This is a genomic window from Amycolatopsis bullii, from assembly GCF_014654205.1.
GTDB classification, from domain to species: Bacteria; Actinomycetota; Actinomycetes; order Mycobacteriales; family Pseudonocardiaceae; genus Amycolatopsis; species Amycolatopsis plumensis.
On the sequence record NZ_BNAW01000030.1, the window covers coordinates 1 to 23,368 of the forward strand.

Annotated in this window: 19 protein-coding genes and 2 pseudogenes; 11 read left to right on the forward strand and 10 right to left on the reverse strand. The window is 66.9% G+C overall.

The genetic code is table 11. From position 1 onward, the window contains the following. Nucleotides 1-315: 315 nt before the first annotated feature. Nucleotides 316-720: a ribonuclease domain-containing protein gene (locus tag IE317_RS28185; protein WP_191314373.1), complete on the reverse strand. Its 405-nt coding sequence runs from the start codon at nucleotides 718-720 to the stop codon at nucleotides 316-318. A 185-nt stretch (nucleotides 721-905) separates the two neighbouring features. Here IE317_RS28185 and IE317_RS45180 point away from each other — a divergent pair, with 185 nt between their 5' ends. Beyond that, complete coding sequence (locus IE317_RS45180) at nucleotides 906-1,028, forward strand: hypothetical protein (protein WP_268246912.1); 123 nt, start codon at nucleotides 906-908, stop codon at nucleotides 1,026-1,028. Nucleotides 1,029-1,260: 232 nt separating this feature from the next. On the opposite strand, the gene IE317_RS28190 is transcribed toward IE317_RS45180, so the two are convergent. Further along, nucleotides 1,261-1,974, reverse strand: a complete 714-nt coding sequence (locus tag IE317_RS28190) for a hypothetical protein (RefSeq protein WP_229902960.1) — start codon at nucleotides 1,972-1,974, stop codon at nucleotides 1,261-1,263. Between the two features lie 923 nt (nucleotides 1,975-2,897). Between IE317_RS28190 and IE317_RS28195 the strand changes: the two genes are divergently transcribed. From IE317_RS28195 to IE317_RS28205, 3 genes are all read left to right on the forward strand, one after another. After that, nucleotides 2,898-3,227, forward strand: a complete 330-nt coding sequence (locus IE317_RS28195) for a putative quinol monooxygenase (protein WP_191314374.1) — start codon at nucleotides 2,898-2,900, stop codon at nucleotides 3,225-3,227. Between the two features lie 8 nt (nucleotides 3,228-3,235). Further along, complete coding sequence (locus IE317_RS28200; protein ID WP_229902961.1) at nucleotides 3,236-3,682, forward strand: MarR family winged helix-turn-helix transcriptional regulator; 447 nt, start codon at nucleotides 3,236-3,238, stop codon at nucleotides 3,680-3,682. Between the two features lie 82 nt (nucleotides 3,683-3,764). Beyond that, complete coding sequence (locus IE317_RS28205; protein WP_191314375.1) at nucleotides 3,765-4,892, forward strand: FAD-dependent oxidoreductase; 1,128 nt, start codon at nucleotides 3,765-3,767, stop codon at nucleotides 4,890-4,892. A 51-nt stretch (nucleotides 4,893-4,943) separates the two neighbouring features. Here the strand turns inward: IE317_RS28205 and IE317_RS45500 are convergent, their stop codons facing one another. From IE317_RS45500 to IE317_RS28225, 5 genes and pseudogenes are all read right to left on the reverse strand, one after another. Then, nucleotides 4,944-5,252 (reverse strand): STAS domain-containing protein, encoded by a 309-nt coding sequence (locus tag IE317_RS45500; RefSeq protein WP_373309134.1) that lies wholly within the window; start codon nucleotides 5,250-5,252, stop codon nucleotides 4,944-4,946. Between the two features lie 17 nt (nucleotides 5,253-5,269). Next, nucleotides 5,270-5,365 (reverse strand): annotated as a pseudogene (locus tag IE317_RS28210) (DNA-binding response regulator); the annotation flags it as partial. A gap of 1,156 nt (nucleotides 5,366-6,521) precedes the next feature. Further along, nucleotides 6,522-6,950, reverse strand: coding sequence for a hypothetical protein (locus IE317_RS28215; RefSeq protein WP_191314376.1), 429 nt, complete (start codon nucleotides 6,948-6,950; stop codon nucleotides 6,522-6,524). A 1,115-nt stretch (nucleotides 6,951-8,065) separates the two neighbouring features. Continuing rightward, the gene (locus tag IE317_RS28220; RefSeq protein WP_191314377.1) at nucleotides 8,066-9,385 is read right to left on the reverse strand and encodes a hypothetical protein; all 1,320 of its coding nucleotides are present in this window, start codon (nucleotides 9,383-9,385) and stop codon (nucleotides 8,066-8,068) included. A 57-nt stretch (nucleotides 9,386-9,442) separates the two neighbouring features. Then, nucleotides 9,443-10,501 carry a hypothetical protein gene (locus IE317_RS28225; RefSeq protein ID WP_191314378.1) on the reverse strand — a complete coding sequence of 353 codons (1,059 nt, stop codon included), beginning with the start codon at nucleotides 10,499-10,501 and terminating at the stop codon, nucleotides 9,443-9,445. Between IE317_RS28225 and IE317_RS28230 the strand changes: the two are divergent. The 7 genes and pseudogenes from IE317_RS28230 to IE317_RS28260 form a co-directional block, all read left to right on the forward strand. Beyond that, nucleotides 10,494-12,372: pseudogene (locus tag IE317_RS28230) on the forward strand (PHP domain-containing protein); the annotation flags it as partial. The gene IE317_RS28225 and the pseudogene IE317_RS28230 overlap by 8 nt on opposite strands. 276 nt (nucleotides 12,373-12,648) lie before the next feature. Continuing rightward, complete coding sequence (locus IE317_RS28235) at nucleotides 12,649-12,840, forward strand: DUF2188 domain-containing protein (RefSeq protein WP_229902962.1); 192 nt, start codon at nucleotides 12,649-12,651, stop codon at nucleotides 12,838-12,840. 27 nt (nucleotides 12,841-12,867) lie between these two features. Next, nucleotides 12,868-13,821: a GGDEF domain-containing protein gene (locus IE317_RS28240; protein ID WP_229902963.1), complete on the forward strand. Its 954-nt coding sequence runs from the start codon at nucleotides 12,868-12,870 to the stop codon at nucleotides 13,819-13,821. A gap of 598 nt (nucleotides 13,822-14,419) precedes the next feature. After that, nucleotides 14,420-14,830 (forward strand): hypothetical protein, encoded by a 411-nt coding sequence (locus IE317_RS28245; RefSeq protein ID WP_191314379.1) that lies wholly within the window; start codon nucleotides 14,420-14,422, stop codon nucleotides 14,828-14,830. A 37-nt stretch (nucleotides 14,831-14,867) separates the two neighbouring features. Further along, nucleotides 14,868-16,868, forward strand: coding sequence for a choice-of-anchor P family protein (locus tag IE317_RS28250; RefSeq protein WP_191314380.1), 2,001 nt, complete (start codon nucleotides 14,868-14,870; stop codon nucleotides 16,866-16,868). Between the two features lie 49 nt (nucleotides 16,869-16,917). Continuing rightward, entirely contained in the window at nucleotides 16,918-17,370 is a 453-nt protein-coding gene (locus IE317_RS28255) for a hypothetical protein (protein WP_191314381.1), read from the forward strand. 331 nt (nucleotides 17,371-17,701) lie between these two features. Then, a complete protein-coding gene (locus tag IE317_RS28260; RefSeq protein ID WP_191314382.1) occupies nucleotides 17,702-18,403 on the forward strand; it encodes a hypothetical protein in 702 nt (233 codons plus the stop codon). 291 nt (nucleotides 18,404-18,694) lie between these two features. On the opposite strand, the gene IE317_RS44715 is transcribed toward IE317_RS28260, so the two are convergent. The 3 genes from IE317_RS44715 to IE317_RS28275 all read right to left on the reverse strand — a co-directional run bounded on the left by IE317_RS44715 (nucleotide 18,695) and on the right by IE317_RS28275 (nucleotide 23,216). Further along, the gene (locus IE317_RS44715) at nucleotides 18,695-19,171 is read right to left on the reverse strand and encodes a hypothetical protein (protein ID WP_229902964.1); all 477 of its coding nucleotides are present in this window, start codon (nucleotides 19,169-19,171) and stop codon (nucleotides 18,695-18,697) included. 539 nt (nucleotides 19,172-19,710) lie between these two features. Beyond that, the gene (locus tag IE317_RS28270; protein ID WP_191314383.1) at nucleotides 19,711-20,028 is read right to left on the reverse strand and encodes a hypothetical protein; all 318 of its coding nucleotides are present in this window, start codon (nucleotides 20,026-20,028) and stop codon (nucleotides 19,711-19,713) included. 353 nt (nucleotides 20,029-20,381) lie between these two features. Continuing rightward, nucleotides 20,382-23,216 carry an AfsR/SARP family transcriptional regulator gene (locus IE317_RS28275; RefSeq protein ID WP_191314384.1) on the reverse strand — a complete coding sequence of 945 codons (2,835 nt, stop codon included), beginning with the start codon at nucleotides 23,214-23,216 and terminating at the stop codon, nucleotides 20,382-20,384. Between the last annotated feature and the right edge of the window lie 152 nt (nucleotides 23,217-23,368).

The window sequence follows — 23,368 nt, forward strand, 5'->3', positions numbered from 1 at the left end:
ATCTTCCCGTTCACCCGGAACGGGAGCCGACCGGCTCTATCGACGAAACGGACCGCCTGAGGTGAGGTCTGTCCGTATCGTCGTGCGGTATCGGGGTTCACCACCACCCCGAGGTAGCCGCGATCGCCCCTCGCCGATGGAGGGCGAGGGCCCAACGCCAAGATCGTCGGCGACATCGCTGAACGCCTGCAGAAGCTTGCTGGCAGTTTGGCATGTTGTGACTGATGAAACTTTGCCCCGTGCCGAGTTCACAATCACCGCTTGCCGGCTCAAGTTCTGTCGTGACGATAGTACGTGTGAACCTGCGTGGTGGATTCAGATCTTGTAGAAGTCCGTGTAGTGGTTGGGCGAGAACCACACCACGCCGGTGGTCAGGTCAACGACGATCCGGTAGGCGTCGCGGGCCGCGCCACAGGTGCGGGGGTAGACGTCGAACTCGCGGAACGAGTGGCCGGCCGGCAGCTCACCTTCGCGGTTCTGATAGGTGCCGCCCGCGTAGTTGCACTTGCCGCCGGGCCAGTCGTACCAGCCACGCGTGCCGGGATAGCCCTTGCTCTGCCAGGTCGTATTGGCCGAGCGGGCATCCGAGCAGCGGGACTGCGTGCAGGAGCTGTAGACGGTGGCGTCGGCGACCGTGACGCTGACACCGAGCGTGGCAGCCACCGCGGTCACGGTCACGGCGAGCCGCTGCGCGGTCCGGGAAAGCAGGGAAGCGAGCACGGAACCTCCTCGTCTCGTACGGGCACCGGAAATGGTGGCTGCCCCGCTTCGCCGGGAGGAGACCGGAAACGTGCCGTTCCGGTGAATTTTCGGCGACGGGTGTCCTCCGCACCTCACGTTTGCCTGCTCTTCCATTTCGGGTATCTGAAAGGAAGAGACCAAGAGCCGGACGGAGATCCCTGCCGATGAGGAACGACGAATCGGGCGACGGCGACGATGTGACATCGCCGCCGTTCTCTCTGGACGTCGCGGACAAGTCGCCCGTCCGGGACGAAGACGAGCTGCCGAACTTGATCGCCGGGCGCTAGGAACTCGGACAGCTTGTCGGCAGCGGAGCCCGCTGGGGGCGGCCCCGACCTACGCCGATGCCGAGGCACTGCTCACCGCGTGGCACGCAGCCCTCGGCTGGAGCCACTGCCCCACAGACACCCCCTAGACGTAATCAGCCGACCGATCGGATCGTGACTGTCTGTTAGCTAGTTGAGCTAACTGTTGTCGGACGTCCGCAGTCCGCGACTCATCGACAACAAACGAGTAGGTTCAGACGTCGCCGAAGTCATCGCCGCTACCGAAATCGTCGCCGTAGTCGGCGGCACTGTCGGCCGCGTCGCCCTGGTCGTAGCCGTCCTCGTAACCCGCCGCGTACGCCTCCTCGTCACCGCCGCCGAACAAGCCCCCGTCGCCCAGACCGGTGTCGAACAACGCGTCGGCCACCGCCGAGCCGACGACCACGCCGGCCACGGTGCCCAGCAGGCTGCCGCCGATCATGCTGCCCATCCCCATGCCCCCGCCCATGCCGAACCCGCCGCCGCCGTAGCCCCGTCCGTACACGCCGTAGCCGTCTCGGCCGTATCCGCCGAAGGTCCGTTCCAGGAACCCGGGCTGGCGGAACTCCGCCCGGGTGGCGACCCGGGCCAGGCCCTGCGGGTCGTCGGTCCGCGGCCGCTCGGACTCCGGGACAGCGTCGGCCAGCTGCTGCAGGACCTGCTGCCGCTGCTGCGGGGTGAGCTTGGCGAAGGCCTCGGCGTGCGCGGCCTCGACCTGGTCCGGCGGTGCGGTGCGCAACAGGTACCGGTACCGCTCGATGGCGCGTTCGTCCTCGGACTGCGCAGGATGTCCGCCCGGCTGCGCCACCGGCCCGCCCGGCTGACCGCTGTACTGCCCGGGCAGGTAGCCGTCCCCGTGATACCGGTACGGCACCTGCCCGTACTGTCCTTGCGAGCGACGGCCGAAAAGCCGGTTCAGCAGTCCCACGGCGGATCCCCTTCCTCGTTCGAGTCGGTCGGAGCCCGTCATCCACGGGTCCTGGTCTGCAAGGTGGATACCCGGCCGAGCGCTCTCTACAACTTCTCCCAGCCCGGCCCGCCGATGCAGGCGAGACGCACGCAGGGCGAACGCCCCTCATTTGGGCGGCTCCACACCGGCGTCACCAACGTCATGGCTTCGAACAGCTAGAGCGTGTCCTGTGAGTCGTTGAGCTGGACCTCTGGTAGTCGTGTCCGGTGGTTGGTCGCGGTGAGTTGACGGATGAGGCGTGGGCGGTGATCGAGCCGTTGCTGCCACCGGTGCAGGACTTCTGGAGCTCGGCGGTGGCCGCCGTGGTTCGCCCGTCGAATCCGGTGTACTCGACATTCGCGGTCCGGTCACCGGCCGCGACCGCCGGCCCGGGAAGGACCCCCGACCGGTTCCCGTCCGCGAACGCGTGAACACCGACGCACATGACCACCAGCCAGCCCCGGCAGCCGCAGCGGCAGCCACAGCACAGCCGCGGGAAACAGCTTGGATCTCGACGACGTCATGCCTCGACACGCCGGAAGCCGTCTTGGTTGCCTCGGTGCGCTGGAAGATCCCTAAAGCTGCATTTAGTCCGACGCGACGGGAGCACCATTCGGCGTCGCGGGCCCTCGTAATGGTCGGCGATGGAGCCAGCCGTGCGCTGCCCGCCTTCCGGGAGGGCCGCGCACGCCGGGAGGCGCCCGGGGACCAGTTCGACGACGCTCACTCCTTGGTCGATCACCGCTCCCGGCTGGCCGGCTCCCAGGTATGGCCCGGCGAGCCCTCGTCGCCCCACGCGATCGGCACCTCGTCGGCCCATCTGCGCCTGGTACCTATGTTTGACACTTAGAGTTCTAACACTTAGAGTCTTAAGTGTCCTGATCGATCGAAAGGAGCACGAGATGCATGCCAAGCAGCCGGGAATGGTGCTGAAGGTCAAGGCGAAGCCCGGGATGGGGGACGAACTGTTCAAGGCTTGCCGCGAGCTTCACTTCAACGGTGACGCCGACGGCCCAGTCGACTGGGTCCTGGCTCGCTCGGACGAAGACCCGGACCTCATGTGGGCCTTCGAGTTCTATCGCGACGACGCGTCGTTCGATCGCCATTACTCGAGTCCGGCGCTCCAGGAAGGGCGGCTCGACGAAGGGCACCAACGGATCGCTGACCTCGTCGCCGACGGCGCTGAGGAATGGGGCGTCCGGACGCCGGTGCACATCGTCTCGTCCAGTTGAGGCGAAGGATGGATGCGCAGGGCACGACACCGACCAGCAGCCTTGATCTGATGCGCTGGATCGTCTGGGCGCAGCGGAAAACCGGTGAGGAATGGATCCGGGAGCGCGGGCTCAGTCATGGGCAGAGTGCCGCGCTCGTCTACCTGGTCCGGAATCCCGGCGCGATCCAGCGTGACATCGCCCAGATGAGCCGCACCAGCGAGGCAAGCGTGTCCAGCCTCCTGCAGGGGCTCGAGCGGCGTGGTCTCGTCGAGCGGCGCACGGACCCCGGCAACGAGCGCAGCAAACGCGTCTACGCAACACCGGCGGGAAGCGAACTCATCGCCGGGTTCGACACCGCGATGACCACGGTCGAGGAGACGATTCTGGCCCCCCTGGACCAGGCGGAGCGGGCCACCCTGCAGACTCTGCTGACCAAAATCGCCGCGGATCTGCCGCAGCCGACCCCGTCTTGACTCAGCGCGTGGCCCGCCGCGCATCCCACCACGTCCGCGCCGCGCCGGCGTGCGCTCGATCCTGCCCGGAAACAGGAGCGTCATGAACACCCCTGAGGTGACGATCATCGGCGCCGGCCTCGGCGGCCTCACACTCGCCCGCGTCCTGCACATCCACGGCATCCCGGCCACAGTCTACGAAGCCGAGCCCGCGCCGACGGCCCGCGCGCAAGGCGGGATGCTCGACATCCACGACTACAACGGGCAGCTCGCCATCCAGGCGGCCGGCTTGATGGATGAGTTCCGTGGCATCATTCTCCCGGGCCGCCAGGCCATGCGGATCCTCGCCTCCGACGGGACCGTTCTGCTCGACAAGGCCGACGACGGCAACGGCGGACGACCCGAAGTGCAGCGCGGTGACTTGCGCCGGATCTTGCTCGACTCACTCCCCGCCGGCGCCGTGCAGTGGGGCCGCAAGGCCGTCAGCACCCGTTCGCTGGGCGAGGTGCACCATGAGGTGACCTTCGCCGACGGCGCCACCATCACCACGAGCCTCCTCGTCGGAGCGGACGGCGCCTGGTCGCGGGTGCGGCCGCTGCTCTCCGACGCCACACTCGAGTACACCGGTATGTCCTACATCGAGACCTACCTGTTCGATGTCGACACTCGGCACCCGGCTGCCGCACACGCCGTCGGCAGCGGCTCCATGGCCGCACCCGCGGCGGGCGGCAAGGGGATCCAGGCCCACCGGGAGAAGGGCCAGACCATCCACACCTACGTCGTACTCCGCGAGTCGCAGGAGTGGTTCGACGCCATCGACTTCGCCGACAGCGCGGCCGCGGCGGCACGGATCGCGAAGGAGTTCGACGGGTGGGAGCCGGAACTGACCGCGCTGATCACCGACGGCGATGTCCCACCGCTGCTGCGGCCCATTTTCGCCCTGCCGCTGGGGCACAAGTGGGACCGGGTGCCCGGGGTGACCCTCCTCGGCGACGCCGCCCATCTCCTGACGCCGAACGGCGAAGGCGCCAACAGCGCCATGTACGACGGCGCCGAACTCGGCAAGGCCATCGCCGCACACCCCGGCGACATCGAGACCGCTCTCACCCAGTACGAGGAAGCCATGTTCCCCCGCAGCGTGGAGTTCGGCTCCATCGGCGCGGAACTCCACGACCTCGACGACGATCCGGCCGCGGGCCTGATCAAGCTCTACACGGAACACAGCAACTGAACGTCACAGCCACCGCGATCACGGGAGAGCTTCGAACGGTGCTTCCAGCGACTAGCGAAGACTCGGCAGAACCCGCGATGCCAGCGGGGCGCGCCCCCGCGGTCGCCGCGGTAGCTGGGCTGGCGCTGCCCCGGCCGCCACAGAAGGCGACGTGAGGCCGGCGCACGCACGGTCCAGGCCACTCCGTGCCAACAGGACGGGAGGACCAGCAAGCGCGCAGGCGATTCCGAGGGCATGGGCGCTGGCGACGGTGTTGACCAGGACCGACAGGCCGCCGGAGAAGTAGAAGCCGACCGCGGTGAGGTCGATGATGAGCGCGGCGAGCCGCAGCGCCAGTTCCTCATCGAGCCGTTTCTGCAGCCGCGCGGTGTTCGACGGCGAGTGCGGCCGGTCCGATGCAGCACGGCGGTGACCCGCGCGACCAGCTCGGCTAGCACGAACGGCTTCACAATGTAGTCGTCGGCGAGGTCGCCGGATGACCGGCAGCACCTCCAAGCCGTCGCGGCCGAAAACTCGGCGTCGCCCCAATCTCGGGATGCCGCAACGTCGACGAGCTGCTCCTGACGGTGACACTCCCCTGACCGAAGCGTTCGTTGACAGCGACCTGGTACCCGCCGGTGACCGACCGCGCTGACCCACGCGCCCGCACGACCGCGACGCCAGTACCCGGGCAGAGCGGGCCAAGCCCGCACGGAAGGGCGCGGACCCGGCAACCACGGCCCAACTGGCCTAACGGGGCCGTGGCGGTCACATCACACAGTGTGTTCGTCGCCGCCCATCCAGGTAATCACTCGTCCGTGTCTGCTTTTCCGGCGAATCCCCCCGAATGCCGCAGTGCGCCCCACTGCGCGTCGGCAGAATGCCGATCTTCGCGGTCTTCAATGACCTCTTCGAGTTACCCGCGGGGCCGGAGATCACGTTTCGCGCACCGTTCCTCTCGCCGCCGACGCCGCGAATCCTATGGCCGAGTGGTTCACCGATCCGGGTACCTGCCGCCTCCAAGACCTCCTGCCACCCACCGCACCGCGTTCACCAGCCGGCCGGACGGAGGTGAGGAAGCGATTTCGGGTACTTCAGGTCGAGTTGGACGGCCAGTTCCGCAGCAGCCGTACGATGGTTTCGAGCCGTTCGCGGATCATCGCCGGCGTAGGTACCGGCAAGTTCCTGATGCGCCTGGGCCTGTTCGTGGAGGTGGTCCCCTCGCGCTGCAATGGCAAGTGCGAGTTCGTACTGCCGGACAGCTTCGATCACATCTCCGACGGCGGCTGTGGGCGCCAAGCAGGTGGATCGCGCCGGGTTCGCCGGCGCCGGTCACGGTGGTGCCGCGCAAGAAAATACTGCTGTCGGTGCGGAGACCTTCGGCGTGCAGGGCGGGACCGGTGACGTTCGTGATGGTGGCGCCGCTGAGGCCGAGCTGGCCCCCGATGTGGGCGCCAAGCAGTCGGATTGCGCCGAGTTCGCGGGCGCCCGTGACGGTGGCGTCCCACATGAACAGGTCGCTGTCGGTGCGGAGGCCGTCGGCGTGGAGGGCTGGGCCGGTGGTGTTCGTGATGGTGGCGCGATCGAGCTGGAGTGTGCCGCCGATCTGAGCGCTGAGCAGTCGGATCGCGCCGGATTCTCGGGCGCCGGTCACGTAACGTCGTACAGGAACAAACTGCTGTCGGTGCGGAGCTCATCCGCGTACAGGTGGGTAAGCAGACTGCCTCTCAGGTATAGATGGCGAAGGCGTGCGTGTCGGCAGGTGATGCCGTCCGGGACCGCACATCGGAACAAGTCCAAACCGGTGACAGCGGTGACGTGATCGAGGTCGAGGCTTCCGACGACCCGCACCCCTCCGACCCGAATCCCGCGGGGGTCGAGGTCACCATGCAGCCCGCGGAGCAGTTCGCGGAGCAGATCAGCTCGCACGCGCAGTGCGGGGTCATCGGTGACCGACAACTTCTCAACGGTCGTCGTCGTGGCAGGTACGGCGAGTTCCCCGCGTCGGGCGGCGTCGACTACCTGTTGCTCGAGCTCGGTCAGGTCCGTCAGCACGGGTACGGGCTGTGTGTCGTCCACCCCACCATAGTCGATGACTCACTGCGGGATCTGACACCTGATAACGACTTCAACTCATTCGATTGGCGCAGAGGCGGCATTCGAAGCTGCAGTATTCGTTTGCCCAGGTCCGAGGCCTGCCAGCGTGGCGGTGCTGGTCAGGCCGGTTTGCGGACCAGTCCGGTATAGGCGGCGATGGCGAGGGTGGCCAGGCTTCGAAGGATGGCTCGGAGTGCCGAGACGATGACGGTGAAGGTTTGGCCCCAGCCGGTGGCGTGTCGAGGTCGCAGCGGGTGCGCAGGCCGGTCGCGCCGAGCGGGAGCCCGCGGTCGATGCCGAGCCCGACGGGTTCCACCGGTGAGCAGGGTCTGCCGGGGTGTCAGGTTTCGCCGTGGCGGGTTGCACACGTTCGGCGGCGTGGTGGCCGGGGTGGGTGGTGACGTGCCCAGCGAGCAGGCTCAGTCCGGCGGCGAGGGCGAGGGCGACGGCGAGGGCGAGGGCGAAGACAACGCGGTGGGCGCGGTAGCCGTAGCGGCCGAGCCAGACCCAGCGCGTGCCGCCATTGTGCGAGCCGATCGCCCAGAGCCTGAGGGGTTCGGCGGCGGAGGTCGTGTTGTTGGGTGAGCAGTACTTCGCGGGCGCTGTTGTTGTGACCGGCGGCACGCTCGGTCGCAGATGGCGAGTTTAGCGACTTCCCCGCCGTCGGGCGGTGTCGATCACCCGTTGCTCGAGCTCGGTTAGGTCTGCCAGCACGGGTCAGGGCTGCGTCTCATCCACATCCCCATAGTCGATGACACGCTACTGAATGTGTAGCACTCGCATACAGGCAGACGACTGAGTGTCGGTGATGACACGGAAGTCGACGCTGTTTCGCCGGTTCCGATTCGCGCAGCTCTTTCGACCCCAGCTCTCCTAGACGGTTCACCCGCGCCGACCACGACAGCGCAGGCACCCAGACGAGGTGAAGATGACCTTCTACGAGATTAGTTTCGCCCGTGCCGCATTCTCATCGCCACCATCCAGACCACACACGCCGAAGCCTATTTTATTCACCCTCCCCCGCTCCGGCACCAAGGCAGCATCTGTGAGGCGTCGCCAGCTCGACCGAGCTGCCGGCGTCAGCCCGCGGGTGACCCTCAGTAAATGATCACAAAGAACGGGTCGCCGTCCAGGATATGATCATCTGTCAGCCATCGACCGTAGATCCGTCCCGCAGTCTCGTTGTGCAGAGCATTGATCGCCCTGACGGCGTAGGTGTACGGGCTGCTGTCATCGACTCTCGCAGCGTTTTCATAAGTGGTTTTGAAGGGATACTCGTCGCATTGGAGAATTTCACCAGCCGCATTGAGGGTGTAGCCAACGCCCCACCGAACTTGACAAGCGCGACGGACCTTGCGGGACGAGCCGTCGATATCGTTCTCGGTGTCATAGTCCTTGTACAACCTGTGCAACGGTTCCGGCGGTGATATCGTGCCGGGTACCTTCTTACCCAGAAGACCGGGGTAAGTCAGGCCGATATTGGTCTGGGCGTCTCTGATGAACCTCGCCGACTCGCCGTGCTCCGGATCATTGGCGTAAAGACCCAGTGACGAAGTAACCTTTTGAAAGACGCACTTGCTTCCGGCCACATAGGTGGCCTCGTCACATCGGACATCCGCGGCGGGATGGAAAATCGTCCTCGGCCCCGTCGAGTCCTCCGTGGTGACAACTTCGTCCACCGAGAAGTAGCCGCGCTTCTCTGCGGCGTACTTGTCAGCCGGCACCTTGGTCGTCACCATCGCGGACTCGAACCATGCCGGATTCGCCCCCTTCTCGGCTTTCCACTGACCGAGGGTCTTCTTCACCTCGCCCGGCGACACCGTGCAGTAACCCACCCGGTTCGGGTCAAGATCGACCTCCAGACATCCGATCTTGATCGCCAAGGTCGTATTGTCGTCAACAGTGCCCAAATCGCTGTCGTGAATGAGCCGGACGCCAAACTTCATCTTGCTCTCCCCGGCTTGCGCGATTGAAATAGCGCTTCTGAGGAAAGTGGAAGTACCGGCCAAATACGGGCGCCCCTCGGCATCCCTCTCCCAGTACTGGACCTGCAGCTTGACTGAACTGCATGCGTTGTACTTGTTTTTGTACCAGAAAGGATTCTCGGGGGTGACTTGGTGCGATTGGCATTGATCGAAGGTTACTGGGTCGATCTCGTCGCCCGCGAGCATCTCCGGTGTCGTCTGCACGACGTACTCACCCTGCTCCGCGAGGTTGTACAGCGCGGCGCCCTGCGGACCGGCCTTCAACCGAGCCTCGTGGACCTTATCGGTTTCCACCGTCGATCCGACGAAGACCGCGGACCGACTAGGGTCGAGCACCGCTGAATCAGCAGCAGGAAGCGCGGTCGCAGCCGTCGACACCGGAGGCACCACTAGAGCGGCCACCAGGGCACACACGGCAACTTTGGTTATCATCTTCACAGCGTGAACACCTGTTTCCTAGGTCGAATGGGCCGGATGGGTCGACGAGGGTCAGGTGATCAGGTCAAAGGCTTGCCAGCCACCATTGCCGATCTGTCTCGGCGTCCCCAGAGCCGGGTTGGACTTCCAGCCGTTGAACGGGTAGTAGACCAACGCTCCCGCCGGCGTAGTCTTGACCACGTCGTCCTTACCATCCCCGTTGACATCCATCAGAAAGACGCGCTGAGTGGTGGCAGGCGCGAGCTCCTGCGCGGTAGCCCACTTCCACACATCAGTGGTGTCCCAGGTTCCAGGGCCCACGTTCAGCTTGTGTGTGTGTCGGGCGGCCTCGCCATTGCCAGAAGGGGCGCCGTCTTCATCATATATAGTTCCAACCAAGTCAGGGTCTTCCCGGCTCCACTCTGTGAGGAACATCCAGGTTCCCAACCAGGAGCCTTCCATCCAGAGTTGCCGCGGCATGAACGTTGACTTTCCGTTAAGCCTTCCGCTGTGCAGGTAGATGTAGACCTTTCCCTCGTCGTTGTCGATAGCGAAGATGTCGTCGAATCCATCGGTGTTGATGTCGCCAAGAATCATGAATTCGTAGATATTCCAGTTCGTGCCTGCGACGATCGGGGCCAGCCAGGTACTCTTACCGTTGAGGGCTCCGCTGTGCGGGTAGATGAACAGGGTGCCGTCGGTGCGCCGGGCGAGCAGATCGGCCGGCGCCGACGCCGACGTTTCGTACTCGGGCGTGTCACCGGTGAGTTCGGCGACGCCGATCCAGCTCATCGTGTTCCAATTCGTGCCCGCCATCGTCCTGGCCCCGAAGATGGCCCCCTGCGGGGTGCGTGCGTGGGGGTAGACCCACAACGTTCCGTTGTTCAGGTCCGGCTGCCGTGCGATGACATCAGGCCAGCCGTCGCCGGTGACGTCCCGCGACCGGGCAGTCGAGCGTTGCAGCTTGTCGCCGACCGCCGCCGCCGACATATTCGTCCGCCCGGTCGATCTGAGAATCATTGACAGTGGCGCCTGTGGGTCACTGGCAGCCGCTGTCGCCGGCGCCGCGGCCCCCAACGCCATCACCAACACCAAGAGCGTTCGCGACACCAGACCACGTTTGATGGCCAACTCTCCGCCTCCCCGCCGTGGATCGGACAACCGGGAGCTCCGGGCCCGCGACGTAAACGCGGACATCGAAGGCCAGGTTGACGCCCGGCGCACTTCTTCACCCAAATGTCGTAGGCAGGAGAGATCAGCTGGTCGGGCAGCTGCGTCGCCTAGGCCTGACAACCCTCGGTGCCTTCGCCGCGCTCGCCGAACGCGACATCGCCAGCCGGTTCCCGTGGCCGCGCTGGAGCTGGACGCGCTGGTCCTCACCGACCACGACGGCCTCTACGGCGCGGTCCGGTTCAACGACGCCGCCCGGGAGCTCGGGGTGCGGGTCGGGTTCGGCGCCGAACTGTCCCTCGACCTGCCCGGGCCCCAGGCCGGCGAACCGGACCCGGCCGGGTCGCACTTGCTGGTCCTGGCGCGGCAACAAGAGGGTTATCACCGGCTGTGCCGGGTCGTCTCCCACGCCCAGCTCGCCGGTGGAGAGAAAGGCCGCCCGGTCTACGACCTCGAGGAGCTGGTCGACGAGTTGGCTGGGCACGTCGTCGTGCTGACCGGCTGCCGTAAGGACCCGGTCCGCCGGGCCCTGGCCGAGCGCGGTCCCGCCGCCGCGCACGCCGAGCTGGGCCGGCTGGTCGACTGGTTCGGGCGTTCGCACGTCGCCGTCGAGCTGATCGACCACCGGCTCCCGCTGGACTCCACGATCAACGACCAGCTCGCCAAGATGGCTAAGGAGCTGCGGCTGCCGACGGTCGTGTCGAACAACGTTCACCACGCCCGCCCGGAGGACGCTGTCGTCGCCGACACCGTCGCCGCGGTCCGCGCGCGTCGATCCGGCGAGGAGCTGGAGGGCTGGCGGCCGCCGTCGGGGCAGGCGTTCCTGCGCTCCGGGATGGAGCAGCGGCGCCGGTTCGAGCGCCGCTATCCGGGCGCGGTCGGCCGGGCCGCCGTCCCTGGGCGTCGAGGTGGCGTTCGACCTGCAGCTGGTCGCGCCGGACCTGCCGCCGTTCCCGGTCCCGCCTGGCCACGACGAGATGTCGTTCCTGGCCGAGCTCACGTGGGCCGGCGCCGCCACCCGCTACGGCAGCCGCGCCGAGTCGCCGCGGGCGTACGCGCAGCTGGAACACGAGCTCGACGTAATCAAGGCCCTCGACTTCCCCGGCTACTTCCTCGTCGTCTGGGACATCGTCCGCTTCTGTAAGGAATCCAACATCCTCTGCCAGGACCGCGGCTCGGCCGCGAACTCCGCGGTCTGCTACGCCCTCGGCATCTGCCACGCCGACCCGGTCAAGTGGAACCTGCTGTTCGAACGCTTCCTCGCCCCAGAGCGGGACGGGCCGCCGGACATCGACATCGACATCGAGTCCGATCGCCGCGAAGAGGCCATCCAGTACGTCTACGAGAAACACGGCCGGTTCCACGCCGCGCAGGTCACCAACGTCATCACCTACCGCGCTCCCTCGGCCATCCGTGACGCGGCGAAAGCACTCGGGCACAGCCCCGGGCAGCAGGACGCCTACGGCAAGCTCGTCGACCGCTGGGGCGGGGTCGCCGCCACGAAGCAGCAGGCGGCCGGGGCGATCCCGGACGACGTCCTCGACCTGGCCGCGCGGATCGAGGACTTCCCGCGCCACCTCGGCATCCACTCCGGCGGCATGGTGATCTCGAAGCAGCCGGTGTCCGAAGTGGTCCCCGTCGAATGGGCGACGATGAAGGACCGCAGCGTGCTGCAGTGGGACAAGGACGACTGCGCCACCGTCGGGCTGGTCAAGTTCGACCTGCTCGGGCTCGGCATGCTCTCGGCCTTGTACTACATGATCGACCTCGTCGCCGAACACCACCAGACCACAGTGGATATCGGGAAACTCGACCTCGCCGACCCGGCCCTCGTCGCCGCGGCCCCCGCCCGCGCACCCGGCTACACCTGGACTGCGCCGCTGCCCGACAGCGGCCCCGGCACGTCCTTCCGCGCCCGCATCTCCTTCCCCAGAACGGCACCACCCTGCATCCACCGTCAGCAGAGCTCCGCCCGCTGATCAGCGCCACGTACCCGCCGCGGCATTCTCGGTTCCCACTGCCTTACCGGCCTGAACAGGGCCGATGTACCCCGGGGCTCCCGGGTCCTCCTGTCGCGCAACGATCAAGGAAGAGGAAGGGGCCTGCCGGTGAAGGGCGACGTCGAGACCTACCACGAGAACGGCCAGTGGCACAACAAGATCGAAGGCACCACCGAGATGCTCGGCAGCCACGACACCAAGGCCGCCGCCGTCGAGAAGGGCCGTGAGCTGGCCAGGGAACGCGAGGTCGAACACTTCATCCGCAACATGGACGGCACGATCGGCGAACGCAACAGCTAGCTGCGGGTCTACGGCCCGGCGGTCGCCGTGCGCAAGGTCTACTCCGGCAGCACCTTCGTGATAGCCTCCGCCACCGCCGAAGCCGTCCTGCACGCCGGCGGCCTCAGCACCGCACCGCGCCTGCCGACCAGCGCTTGGACGCTGCTCATGGTGGTCGCCGCGGCCGCGGCCTGGTGGCTGACCAACTACGCCCTCGTCGTCTTGGCGATCCTGCTGTCCTCCGACGAGCGCATCAGCGCCAAAGCCGCCCTTGGCCACCCCGCCGACCAGCTGGTCGTCGCCGCCGCGCTCGGTCTCGGGGTGACCATGGCGGTAGTGCTGGTGCACTCCCCGTGGGTACTGCCCGCACCCATGCTGGCCGTGCTGTGCGTGCACCGCGACCTACTGCTGCCTCAGTACATGCGCCAAGCCCGCACCGACCAGAAAACCGGCCTGGCCGCCGCCGTCTACTGGTCCGACGCCCTCACCGCCGCGCTGCGCCGCGCCAAGCTCGCCGGCACCTCAGTCGGTGTGCTGTTCCTCGACCTGGACCGGTTCAAGGAAATCAACGACATCTACGGCCACCCCGCCGGGGACCAAGCCATCCAGGTCATCGCCGACCTGGTGCAGGCCGAGGTCCGCTCCTGGGATCTGGTGGCCCGCTGGGGCGGCGACGAACTGGCCGTCATGCTGCCCGACCTCGAACATCAACAGCTACTCGACGTCGCCGAACGCATCCGCTCCCGGCTCGCCGGCACACCGATCACCCTGACCGCCACCAGCGACGGCAAGCACCACATCCTGCGCGGAGTAACGACGTCCATGGGCGTCGCCTCCTTCCCCCAGGCCGGCGGCACCGCCGACGAGCTTCTTCTCGCCGCCGACCGGGCATTGCTGCACGCGAAGAAGACCGGCCGCAACCGCGTCGTCCTCGCGGTGCCCACCGAGCTCGCCACCGCGGACGGCTCCGCCGCCGACCCGACCACGACACCGGCCGCGTAACGACCGCGCGTGCCGCTGACCCACTGCTCTCGTGGTCCTACGGACGGTTCACCCGGAATATCATCACATCGGAGCCGTGCCCGGTACGTCCAACGTCCCCGTTGCCGCCGAGCCAGCCTCTCTCATCCAGACCACTCCCGTTTCGGCGCGGCGTGGCTGGATATCACCGAGCTGGTAGCGGCGCCGTGGTGTCGTGGAGGTGCGCGAGGAGGTCGCCGTGCTGCCGGACGCTGCAACAACTGACACGCGTTGGCGGTTCCGCGTCTCGGACGGGATTCCGCGTCCGCCTGTAGCGTGGGCGTGCTGGTCGTCACTGCAGAGCGGTCACATCGCCCCGTGTCTCGACGTCAGCGCCGGCTGTGGCGCCGCAGCGTTGGCGCGTGCCAGGAACGAGTGTCGAGGAGTGCGGATTCAGCAGAAGGTGGGGCTGATTCGTTCGTATCTCGCAGCGTGAGCGCAATTATTGAATGTCTCGTCGGCAAGATCACTTCTAAATCTGATGCTCCATTAGGGTGATTTGACCCGGTTGCACGGTATCTGTCGATTTTGCTGAGCCTACAGTTTGCTCATACGTAGTCGTCGCGCCAATGGGGGGATCATGCGCGCACGTCGTGGTTTGATCATGTGTTCGTTTGTTGCGATGGTGCCGGCGTTGGCCGGTGTGAGCGCAGCTCAACCAGCGGTCGCCGTAGAGCCGGTAACGCAATGGCACAACACGGTGACGGTGTCCACGCCGGCGGCCAACGCGCCGATGACCGGATCGCGTCTCGACCGTCCCGGTCCGCAGGAACGGATGAAGCCGGTGCACTCGGTGGCGCAGGCGGCAGAGGTGGAGCGCGCCGCTACTCAGAAACCGGCCGCGGCGCTCGCGTCGCAGGCCGTCGCTGCGCAACCCTACAACTGGTACACCTTGGAAGAATGCCGCCAGCAGTACAATTTGGATGGTAAGACACCCAAGTACCGCAACCACTTCGCGTCACGTCTGCACCCGACCTGGGCAGTGCACTGAGGTCGGGACGACGCGTTTCCGGTTCACACAGATCGGCATGGGCAACCGCGGCGACCGCGGTATCAGCTACGTCGCAGAGATGGACCAGCCCCAACATGTGGGCGAGATGGGGCCCTCGCCCCAGATGAGGGTGGAGATGGACTGCGTGGCATTGCCCGGCGCGAATTGCGGCAGCCAGACCGTCTTCGGCGTCACCAAGACGATCCCGGAGTGGGTCGCGGACCGGACCATGCCGGTCGCGCACTACGATACCTCCGCCTCGCCGGGAAGCGGTGACGGCGATCCATACCACAACAAGCTGGACAAGGTCAGCTACCACGAGTTGCAGACCTACTTCACCAACCCGGCCGAGTTCGAGGAGGTCCAGCGGCTCACCGCACCGTTCCGCTGCGACGCCGCGGCCTACGCCAGCGGCGGCGGCTGCCAGTTCACCGAGATCGCGGCCGTGCACTACCTGAGCCTGCGCCCGGAGGACGGCATCGACGAGGAAGCAGCGCACGTGCTCGCCGCGCAAAAGGTTCCCGAGGAGACGAAGCCGGGCGCTCACGGCAAGCTCATCCCCGGCGACGACCACGCCCAGATCCCCAAGAAGCTGACCCGCATGTACCCCGGGTACAACTCGAACCGCTACCGCATGAACCACGACACGGCCGTGGAGACCTGCAAACGCTATTGGGGCGTCGACTATGCCCGCGGCCCCGAGGGACCCCGCGAGTGCGACGAGTATCCTTTCCGCAGCACCTACGAAGGTGCCTACTTCAGCGTGCTGTTCCCCGACTCGTTCTGGTCCTACTCCGCGCGTCCCATCAACCGGGATCACAACAACAAGGCCGGCCGCGAGCTCGGCGCCTGGTACACCGCCGACGGCATCCTCGACGGCGACACCTTCTGGGTTCAGGTCACCGGCTGCGACGGCTGCGGCGGCGAGCCGGGACCCATCCCTCCCGGCAACACCCCACCCACCGTCAACGCCGGTCCCGACACCACCGTCACCGAAGGCGCCACCGTGGCATTGGCCGGCAGCGTCACCGACCCGGACGACACCCCGGCCATCACCTGGTCCTATCAGCTCGACCCGGACACCGACCCGGGCATGACCTGCCAGTTCGGCAACCCGAACCAGCCCGCCACGACAATCGCCTGCACCGACGACGGCACCGTCACCGTGACGTTGTTCGCCGATGACCGGCACGGACCGCCGTCCCCGGTCACCGACAGCGCAGTGGTCACCGTCACCAACGTCGCCCCGGCCGCGACCATCACCAGCCCTCAGGCGGGACAGTTGTTCAACGCCCGCAACCCGGTGCCGGTCAGCGTGACCTTGACCGACCCGGGCGCCAACGACCGTCACACCTGCACCCTGGCGTTCGGAGACGCCACTCCACCGGCGACCGGCACGGTCACCGAAAAGGCCGGAAGCGGCACCTGCACCGCCAGCCACACCTACGGTTTCGGCGGCCTCGGCCCGCGCACCATCACTGTCACGGTGGCCGACGACGACGGGGCCACGGCCACCGCCACCGTGCGGATCGTGCTATACGTGCCCGGCCACGGATTCGCGCTGCAAGCCAGTGGCCTGCTCACCGTGCCGGCGACCCCGGACGTGCACTGCCCACCCGATGACCGCCAGACCCAAGTCGGGCTCACCACCCCCGTTGGCAGCACCGGTGCACTCAGCGTCACCTGCACGATGGACCCGGCCATCGGCCACACCGACGTCCGCGCCACGCTGTCCTCGGCGAGCCTGCTGACGGGCCTGATCCGCATCGACGCGATCGAGAGCCGCTGCACCGCCGGCGCCGAGGGAATCACCCGCACCTCCACCGTCGGGCGCATCAACGGCATCACGATCACTCCGGGCACGACCTCGCTCGAGATTCCCGGCGTGGCGTCGCTCTACCTGAACGAAAGCACCACCAACGCACGGGGAGATCTTGTGCAGAACGCGGTCCGCGTGGTCAAACCTCCCGTGGTCGTCGGCGGCGTCGTCATCGTGCCCGGACAGGAAATCGTCCTCGCCCAATGCCGTCTCGGCTGACCGTGCCCGCACCTTGACGGAGCACCCCGAGGCGGTCGTGGAGGAGGACGTGCTGGTCGAACACCGCACGTTCCTCCTTCTCGACCCCCACCTGCGCACCCGTCAGGATCCCGGCGACCCGCCTCACCACCTCGCCACCGCCACCCCCGGCGCGCTGTGGCTGCACAGTGGCGGAACCGATCACTACGCCCACGTCCGAGTCGAACTCTGGACCACGCCACCCCACGCAGCGGTGCCCGGCGACGCCCACGCCCGGACCACCCTCGTCGTAGCCGGAAACAAGCTATGCCTGGCCACCACAATCAACGGTCCCGTCCTCCACCTTCCCGCCTCCGACAACCCGGACATCACCGCCCCCACCATCCGCTACCTCCGCCTCCCGCACCCCGGGCACTACCTCGCCGACATCACCGTGCGCGGACACGCCGACGCCGCCGAACTCCCGGAGGCGAACTGGCAGCACCACGTTGAAAACTGGACCATCCGACTCATCAGCAATTGAACAAAGGCAGCGGCCTCACGATCGGCAAACCCGGTCCGTAGCAGCTGCCTGAGGTCAACACCGTCCGGCGGGCGCCTGAGCAGCCGCTATGAGGAGGACCAGTACTCGCCGTTGTGCAGGAAGTCGATGTCCCACCGGTACGCGGGGCATCCCCGACCGGTGGGCACCACCACCAAGGTCGCGCCCACGTTGAAGCCGTGACCAGTCAGGCTATTTCCCGCATGTTGTCGATCATTTCGTTGATCGTTTTACAGGCATCGCCATCGTACCGACACCCTCCTGTAGGATCTCGCCACCCAGCGACTTGGCCAATGCACCGGAGGCAAGCAGGATGGACGAAAAGGACGGCAGCCAAGCTGAGAGACAGAGCAACCACGGCGTTCTCCTGGGCATCTTGGGAGTTCTGCTTGCCGTCGCCGCCCTCGCCGTGAAGGTGAGCTTCCCATTCTACCTAGACACCTGGATTGGCTTTGCATTCTTACTGATCTTCCTGCTGTCACTGACCCGGCTGACCGTCCTTGCCCTAGCAACGCGTAAAGGCCAGAGAAGGCCGATTGCCCTTTCCGCGACGGTCGCAGTCACCTTGATCTCTGGGACACTCGTGGCCGTAGTCACCGAGCCTGTCTACAAAAGCGACGAAGCGATCGACTGCAAGTTCGGCAACGTGGGTTTCGGCGTCGGTGAAGGCCGCGTATGGGTGAAGGCCGAAGTCCCACGTGACGGCACCTACACTTTTCACATCACCTGGGGAGCCGTCGAGGCAACCAGGAAAGCGGATTTACACAGCGAAGTTTACTTCACATTTCGCAAGAGAGACTTCTGGTCGATCGGGTACGCGACAGCGTCCATCTCCCCCACTGCCACGCTCTCCTGCGGAAACAACACACCACCGTCCGGTGTCAAGAACATCGAAATAGTGGACACCGACTGGCACAAGCGAGCCGATGCGAACGCTGGCGCGTCATCTCGAACACCTCCGACCGGCACATCCCCGTCACTTCAAGCCGGCCTGGCCACGGTCCACCGGGTCTAGTCCGATGTTTACGCCCCTCCGCCGGTGCACGGCCTTCCCGTTACCAGGGGGTAGACGATCGAGGTTACACAACTCGACAGCAGACAAACGTGGAACTGCGCCGCTGGGGATGCCACCAGTATGCATGCACCTATTACTGGACTGGTCTCACACGTGGGGCGTCCCCGCCTGGTCTCGTGAGCGGTGATCATCGTCTCTTCCGGGCTCGGTAATGAGCTGGTGCGAGGCCGACCTCGCGGTGAGCGGCACACCGATCTGCTCACCGCTATGCGTGATGATTGCAGGCGTGACTCAGGCCAACTTGAGCGGGGCGAGGTCGGTGGGCACGAGGGTGGTAGACCGGATGAGTTCCGTTATGAGATTGTCGAGGATTGCGTAGCGGGGCTGATCTCCGATTTCCTCTCGGGCCAAACCTGGGACGCCGGCGTGCAAGAGGCGTGTACGCACCCCGTCAACAACTTCTTCCACCCGGCGTGGCGTCCATCCGGCGCCGGGTTGCAATCGGTTCATGTGCTCGGTGACTTGTTGCCATGACAGCGGTAGTGGAGATGCTTCATAAGATAGGTATTTCTGGGCGAGAGTGGCCAGCACCAGCCGTTCGTCCTCGACGAGACGCCAGCCCACTGGCACGGAGTCAACAACCTTGGACTGTACCTGTGAGTCGGTGACGACCACCTCGATCAGATGCTGACGACCGCTTCGCCCGCTGAGAAACAACGGGGTGTATCCCATTTCCAGCGGCACCGGTTCGTCGGTGGTCCGCAGCATGCGCGAATATGGCATTCGAATAGGCAACCGGCCCGTGTTAGTCAACCACCATCTGGTCTGGCGGTAGGTCAGTGTCCCCTGACGGCGACCCACGTACGGGTCGTCCTCGCCTACGCGAACGTCCACTTCCAACGGGTGCCGCCCGAACGCGACCGTTCGGCCCTCGCCTGGTTCGATGGCAACCCCCCCAGCTCGGCTGAGCACGAAGATCGTGCCAGGCTTCGCGTTCGGCACCCCATACGCCAGACTGTCATGTCCCATTTTCAGCGATCGAATTTCCGTTTTCGCGCTCGGATGCGCGTCGATCGCAGGCGAGCTCGGTGCGGAGGATTCGTCTCGTTCAAGATCACGGTGGGATGCCGGGGTCGCCGACTCACCTGTAGCAAGGTCAGGCGGCTCGATGGGCAACCTGCCGACAGCGCGGACAAGTCGCTGACCGAAGCCCGCGGCTGGTAAGCCGGACTCGACCACTTGTCCCCTTCGGTGATGGGAGAGCGCGTCAAGGAGTCGGTCAAGGAAGCGGCGGAACTCAGCGGATGTCATGTGGTCGACTTCCCAACCGACACATCGCGACCGCTGGTGAACGGTGGCACCTCTTGCGCGATGCGCGCAACGATCAAAGGCGCTGAGATCCCGACGCAGAATGCTGGCCATCTACCCGCGAACTGATCGGACATCGCGGCGGCCACGAGCGCCGCCGCAGTCAACCGCAAGCCCACCGCCAGCAGCGATGGCCACAGCCGTGGACCTGTCCAAGGCCAGCGGCCCTTTCTGCGGCGGATCTCCGCAGCCAATTCGAGCACCTCGACAACCAGCGCGCCGACAAGGCCCCATGTGGCGGCCGCTAACGGTGTCATGCGGCTAAAGTTAGCGTCAGCCACGTACCAGATGACGTATACTTGCGAGGACTCCACCTGAATGAACCCGTTCGGCCGATTTCCGTTGAGGTGTCAGCCGTCGGTGTGACCGTCGCTGGCTTCGACATGTGAGGCGTCGACGAACCCGGCGGGTGACACGGGGACTGGGTGTGAGTGCTGGAATGAGGTCCGATGGCTGGGGAGCACTGGTGGGTGGGTTGGGTGCACAGTTGTTGGCACCCCGACACGGCGTTGATCAGATCCACTGAGTGAGTTGGGTGAGGCTGGCTGCGGCCCAGCGCCGCTCATGCCGCTGATCGAATGGGCGAGAGCCAAGTCGAAGTTCGCGTGCACTACGCGGTTGCGCCCGTGTCCGGCGGTCTGTTCGACTCTGTTGACTCAGCGAGGTTGTCGAGCTGTTGTTGTATGCGGGCGGCGTCGTCGGCGCGGTCCTGTTCGCGGTACAGCGCCAGCGCCTCTCTCCAGGCTGCACGGGCCTGGTCGGGGTGTCCGAGAGCGGCGTGGGGGTGGCCCATGGCGTCGAGGGTGTTCGCTACCTGATAGGTGTTGCCGAGGCTGCGGAGCAGAGTGAGGGCTTGGTGGTAGTGGTCGACCGCCGCGCGGTGGTCGCCGGTGCGGTGGGCGATGAATCCGAGGCTGTCCAGGGTGTCCGCCTCGCCGGCGGGGTTGTGGTGGCGCCGGTGGAGGACGAGGGCGGCGTGGCAGTGGTCGCGGGCGGTGGCGAAGTTGCCCAGACGTGCGGCGAACCAGCCGACCGCGTTGAGCGCGTCGGCATCCCACACCGGGTTGCCGACCGCGTGGTAGAGGTCAAAGGCGCGCAGGGAGTGGTCCAGGGCCTGCTGGTCGTCTCCCCTCAGTGCCCACGCGGCCATGAGCGCCCGATGAGTGTGCGCCTGTTCGGTGTCGTCGCGATGGTGCGTGGCCGAGTCGAGGGCCCGGCCCAGGTGCTCGAGGGCCTCTTCGTGCCGCCCCAGCCGGGAACAGGCGCTGCCGAGAAACCGCTGGGCGCGGATCCGGACGGTGGGGTCGGACTGGTGCGCGGCGGCGTCGAAGGCCGCTCGCCACGAGGCGAGTGCGTCGCGCAGGTGTCCTCGCCGGAAGTGAAAGGCGTCCAGCACCCAGGCGAGGTGCCAGACGACGTGGTGGCGGCCGAGGGCGACGGCGGCCCGCTGGGTGGCCAGCAGGGTGGCGTGCTCGACCTGCAGCCAAGCCAACGCGGCCGCGGCGTCGGGCAGCGGGTGCGGGTGCACCCCGGACATAGGCGGGTCAGGGCGCAGGAGTTCGCGGTGGGGTTCCAGAAGGCGGTCAGCGAGGTAGGCGGTGTGCAGGTAGAAGTCCATCACCCGGAGCAGGGCCGCTTCCCGCGCGCTGTCGGGCAGGTCGTGGGCGGTGGTGGCGGCGTAGTCGCGGATCAGGTCGTGCATCGCATACCGGCCGTGCGGCCGCCGTTCCACCATCGACGCCTCCTCCAGTGCCGACAGCGCCTTGCGTGCGGCGGCCGGGGGCAGACCGGTGAGGGCGGCCACGGCGGGCAGTGTCGTGTCGGGGCCGGGGGCTATGCCCAGCAACCCGAACACGGTGCGCTGTTCGTCGGTCAGGTGGCGCAGGGACCAGGACAGGACGGTGGGCAGGCTGGCGGCGGGGTCGGTGTCGTGGTCGAGCATCTCCAACCCGAGCTCGCGTAGCTCGGCGGCGATCTCGGCCAGTGGTACGGAGGGGCGGGTGGCGGCGTGGCGGGCGGTGATCGACAGGGCCAGCGGGTAGCCCCCGCACAGCTGCGCCAGCTCGTCGACGGCATCGGGCTCGGCGGTGACGCGGTCCGCGCCCAGCCGTGCGGCCAGCAGCGCCCGCGCCTCGGTGCGGTCCAAGACGTCCAGGCGCAGGTGACGGGCGCCGTGCCGGTCGATGAGTGAGGCGAGTCCGGTGCGTCCGGTGACCAGTACGGCGCAGGTCGGGCTGCCCGGCAACAGCGGGATAACCTGGTCGGCGGTGGCGGCGTTGTCCAGGACCACCAGCATTCGTTTGCCGGCGACCAGGCTGCGGTACAGCGCAGCAGCGGCGTCCATGTCGGCGGGAACGCGATTCGCGGTGACCCCCAGCGCGGTGAGGAACCCGAAAAGCGCCGCGTCGGGCGTGACCGGCGCGTCGACGAGGCTGAAACCGCGCAAGTCGGTGAACAGTTGCCCGTCGGGGAACCGTTCCAGGTGCTGGTGCGCCCACGCCAGCGCGAGCCAGGTCTTGCCGATCCCGCCCGCCCCGCCGATCGCCGAAACGACCACCGTTGTTCCCGATCGGGTACTGGCCGGCCGGCAGGCGATCAGAGCCTGGTCCAGCCGGGCCAGTTCGGAGCCACGGCCGGTGAAGCACCGTGGCGGCGCGGGCAATTGCCGAGGCACCGGCCGCTCCAGCGTCCCTCCTTCGATCGTCGGCGGCGGCGGCGGGGCGAGGGCGGGGTCGGTGTCGAGGATGCGTTGGTGCAAGTTCTGCAGTGCGGCACCGGGCTCGGTGCCCAGTTGCTCGATCAGCCGGGCGCGCAGTCGCCGGTAGTGGGCCAGCGCGTCGACGGTGCGGCCGGCGCGGTGCAGGGCGAGCATGAGCTGGGCGGCGACGCGCTCGTCCAGGACATCCTGATCTGCCAGGGCCAGTAGTTCCGGCAGCACCTCGGTGTGCCGGCCGCACCGCAGGGCCACGTCGACGCGGTCCAGGCGCGCGGCGACGCGTTCCCGCTCGAGGCTGGTGCGCACCGCCGCGAGCCACGGGGTGTCCAGGCCGGCGAACGGTTCACCCCGCCACAACCCCGCCGCCTCCTCCAGCAGGGCCAGCGCCTGCGGGTCTTCTCGCCCGCGTGCGTGCTCCACGAGCCGGTGGAACCGGTGCAGATCCACCGACTCGGGATCCGTCTCCAGCACGTACCCGCCGCCGCGCCGGAGGACCGCGACGTCGCCGGCCGACGTCAGTGCCCGTCTCAGCCGCGACACGTAGTTGCTCGCCACCTGCCGTGCCTTGTGCGGCAGGCGATCCGCCCAGACGCGGTCCAGCAGCTGCTCCGTCGTGACGACCCGGTTCACCTCGACCAGCAGCACCGCCAGCACGCACCGCTGCCGCGCGTGGCCGACCTCCAGCACGCGGCCGTCGACCCGCAGCTCAACCGGTCCGAGCACAGACATCTCCGTCCCCACGATGTCCACCTCCCCGCGCCCTTTCCTACTCCGCTCGTACACCGCCGTACGACCGCTGACCAGGCGATTGCCAAAACGTGGTGACGTCGTGAGGAACCGCGGGCCGACTCTCTTCACGAACCGGCCCGCGCCGGGCGGAC

Bases quoted from the DNA above. Each gene is read 5' to 3' on its own strand.
- IE317_RS45180 (WP_268246912.1), top strand. From the start codon at position 906: ATGAGGAACGACGAATCGGGCGACGGCGACGATGTGACATCGCCGCCG.
- IE317_RS28195 (WP_191314374.1), top strand. From the start codon at position 2,898: ATGCATGCCAAGCAGCCGGGAATGGTGCTGAAGGTCAAGGCGAAGCCC.
- IE317_RS28200 (WP_229902961.1), top strand. From the start codon at position 3,236: ATGGATGCGCAGGGCACGACACCGACCAGCAGCCTTGATCTGATGCGC.
- IE317_RS28205 (WP_191314375.1), top strand. From the start codon at position 3,765: ATGAACACCCCTGAGGTGACGATCATCGGCGCCGGCCTCGGCGGCCTC.
- IE317_RS28220 (WP_191314377.1), bottom strand. From the start codon at position 9,385: ATGATAACCAAAGTTGCCGTGTGTGCCCTGGTGGCCGCTCTAGTGGTG.
- IE317_RS28245 (WP_191314379.1), top strand. From the start codon at position 14,420: ATGCGCGCACGTCGTGGTTTGATCATGTGTTCGTTTGTTGCGATGGTG.
- IE317_RS28250 (WP_191314380.1), top strand. From the start codon at position 14,868: ATGGGCAACCGCGGCGACCGCGGTATCAGCTACGTCGCAGAGATGGAC.
- IE317_RS28260 (WP_191314382.1), top strand. From the start codon at position 17,702: ATGGACGAAAAGGACGGCAGCCAAGCTGAGAGACAGAGCAACCACGGC.
- IE317_RS44715 (WP_229902964.1), bottom strand. From the start codon at position 19,171: ATGCTGCGGACCACCGACGAACCGGTGCCGCTGGAAATGGGATACACC.
- IE317_RS28270 (WP_191314383.1), bottom strand. From the start codon at position 20,028: ATGACACCGTTAGCGGCCGCCACATGGGGCCTTGTCGGCGCGCTGGTT.
- IE317_RS28275 (WP_191314384.1), bottom strand. From the start codon at position 23,216: ATGTCTGTGCTCGGACCGGTTGAGCTGCGGGTCGACGGCCGCGTGCTG.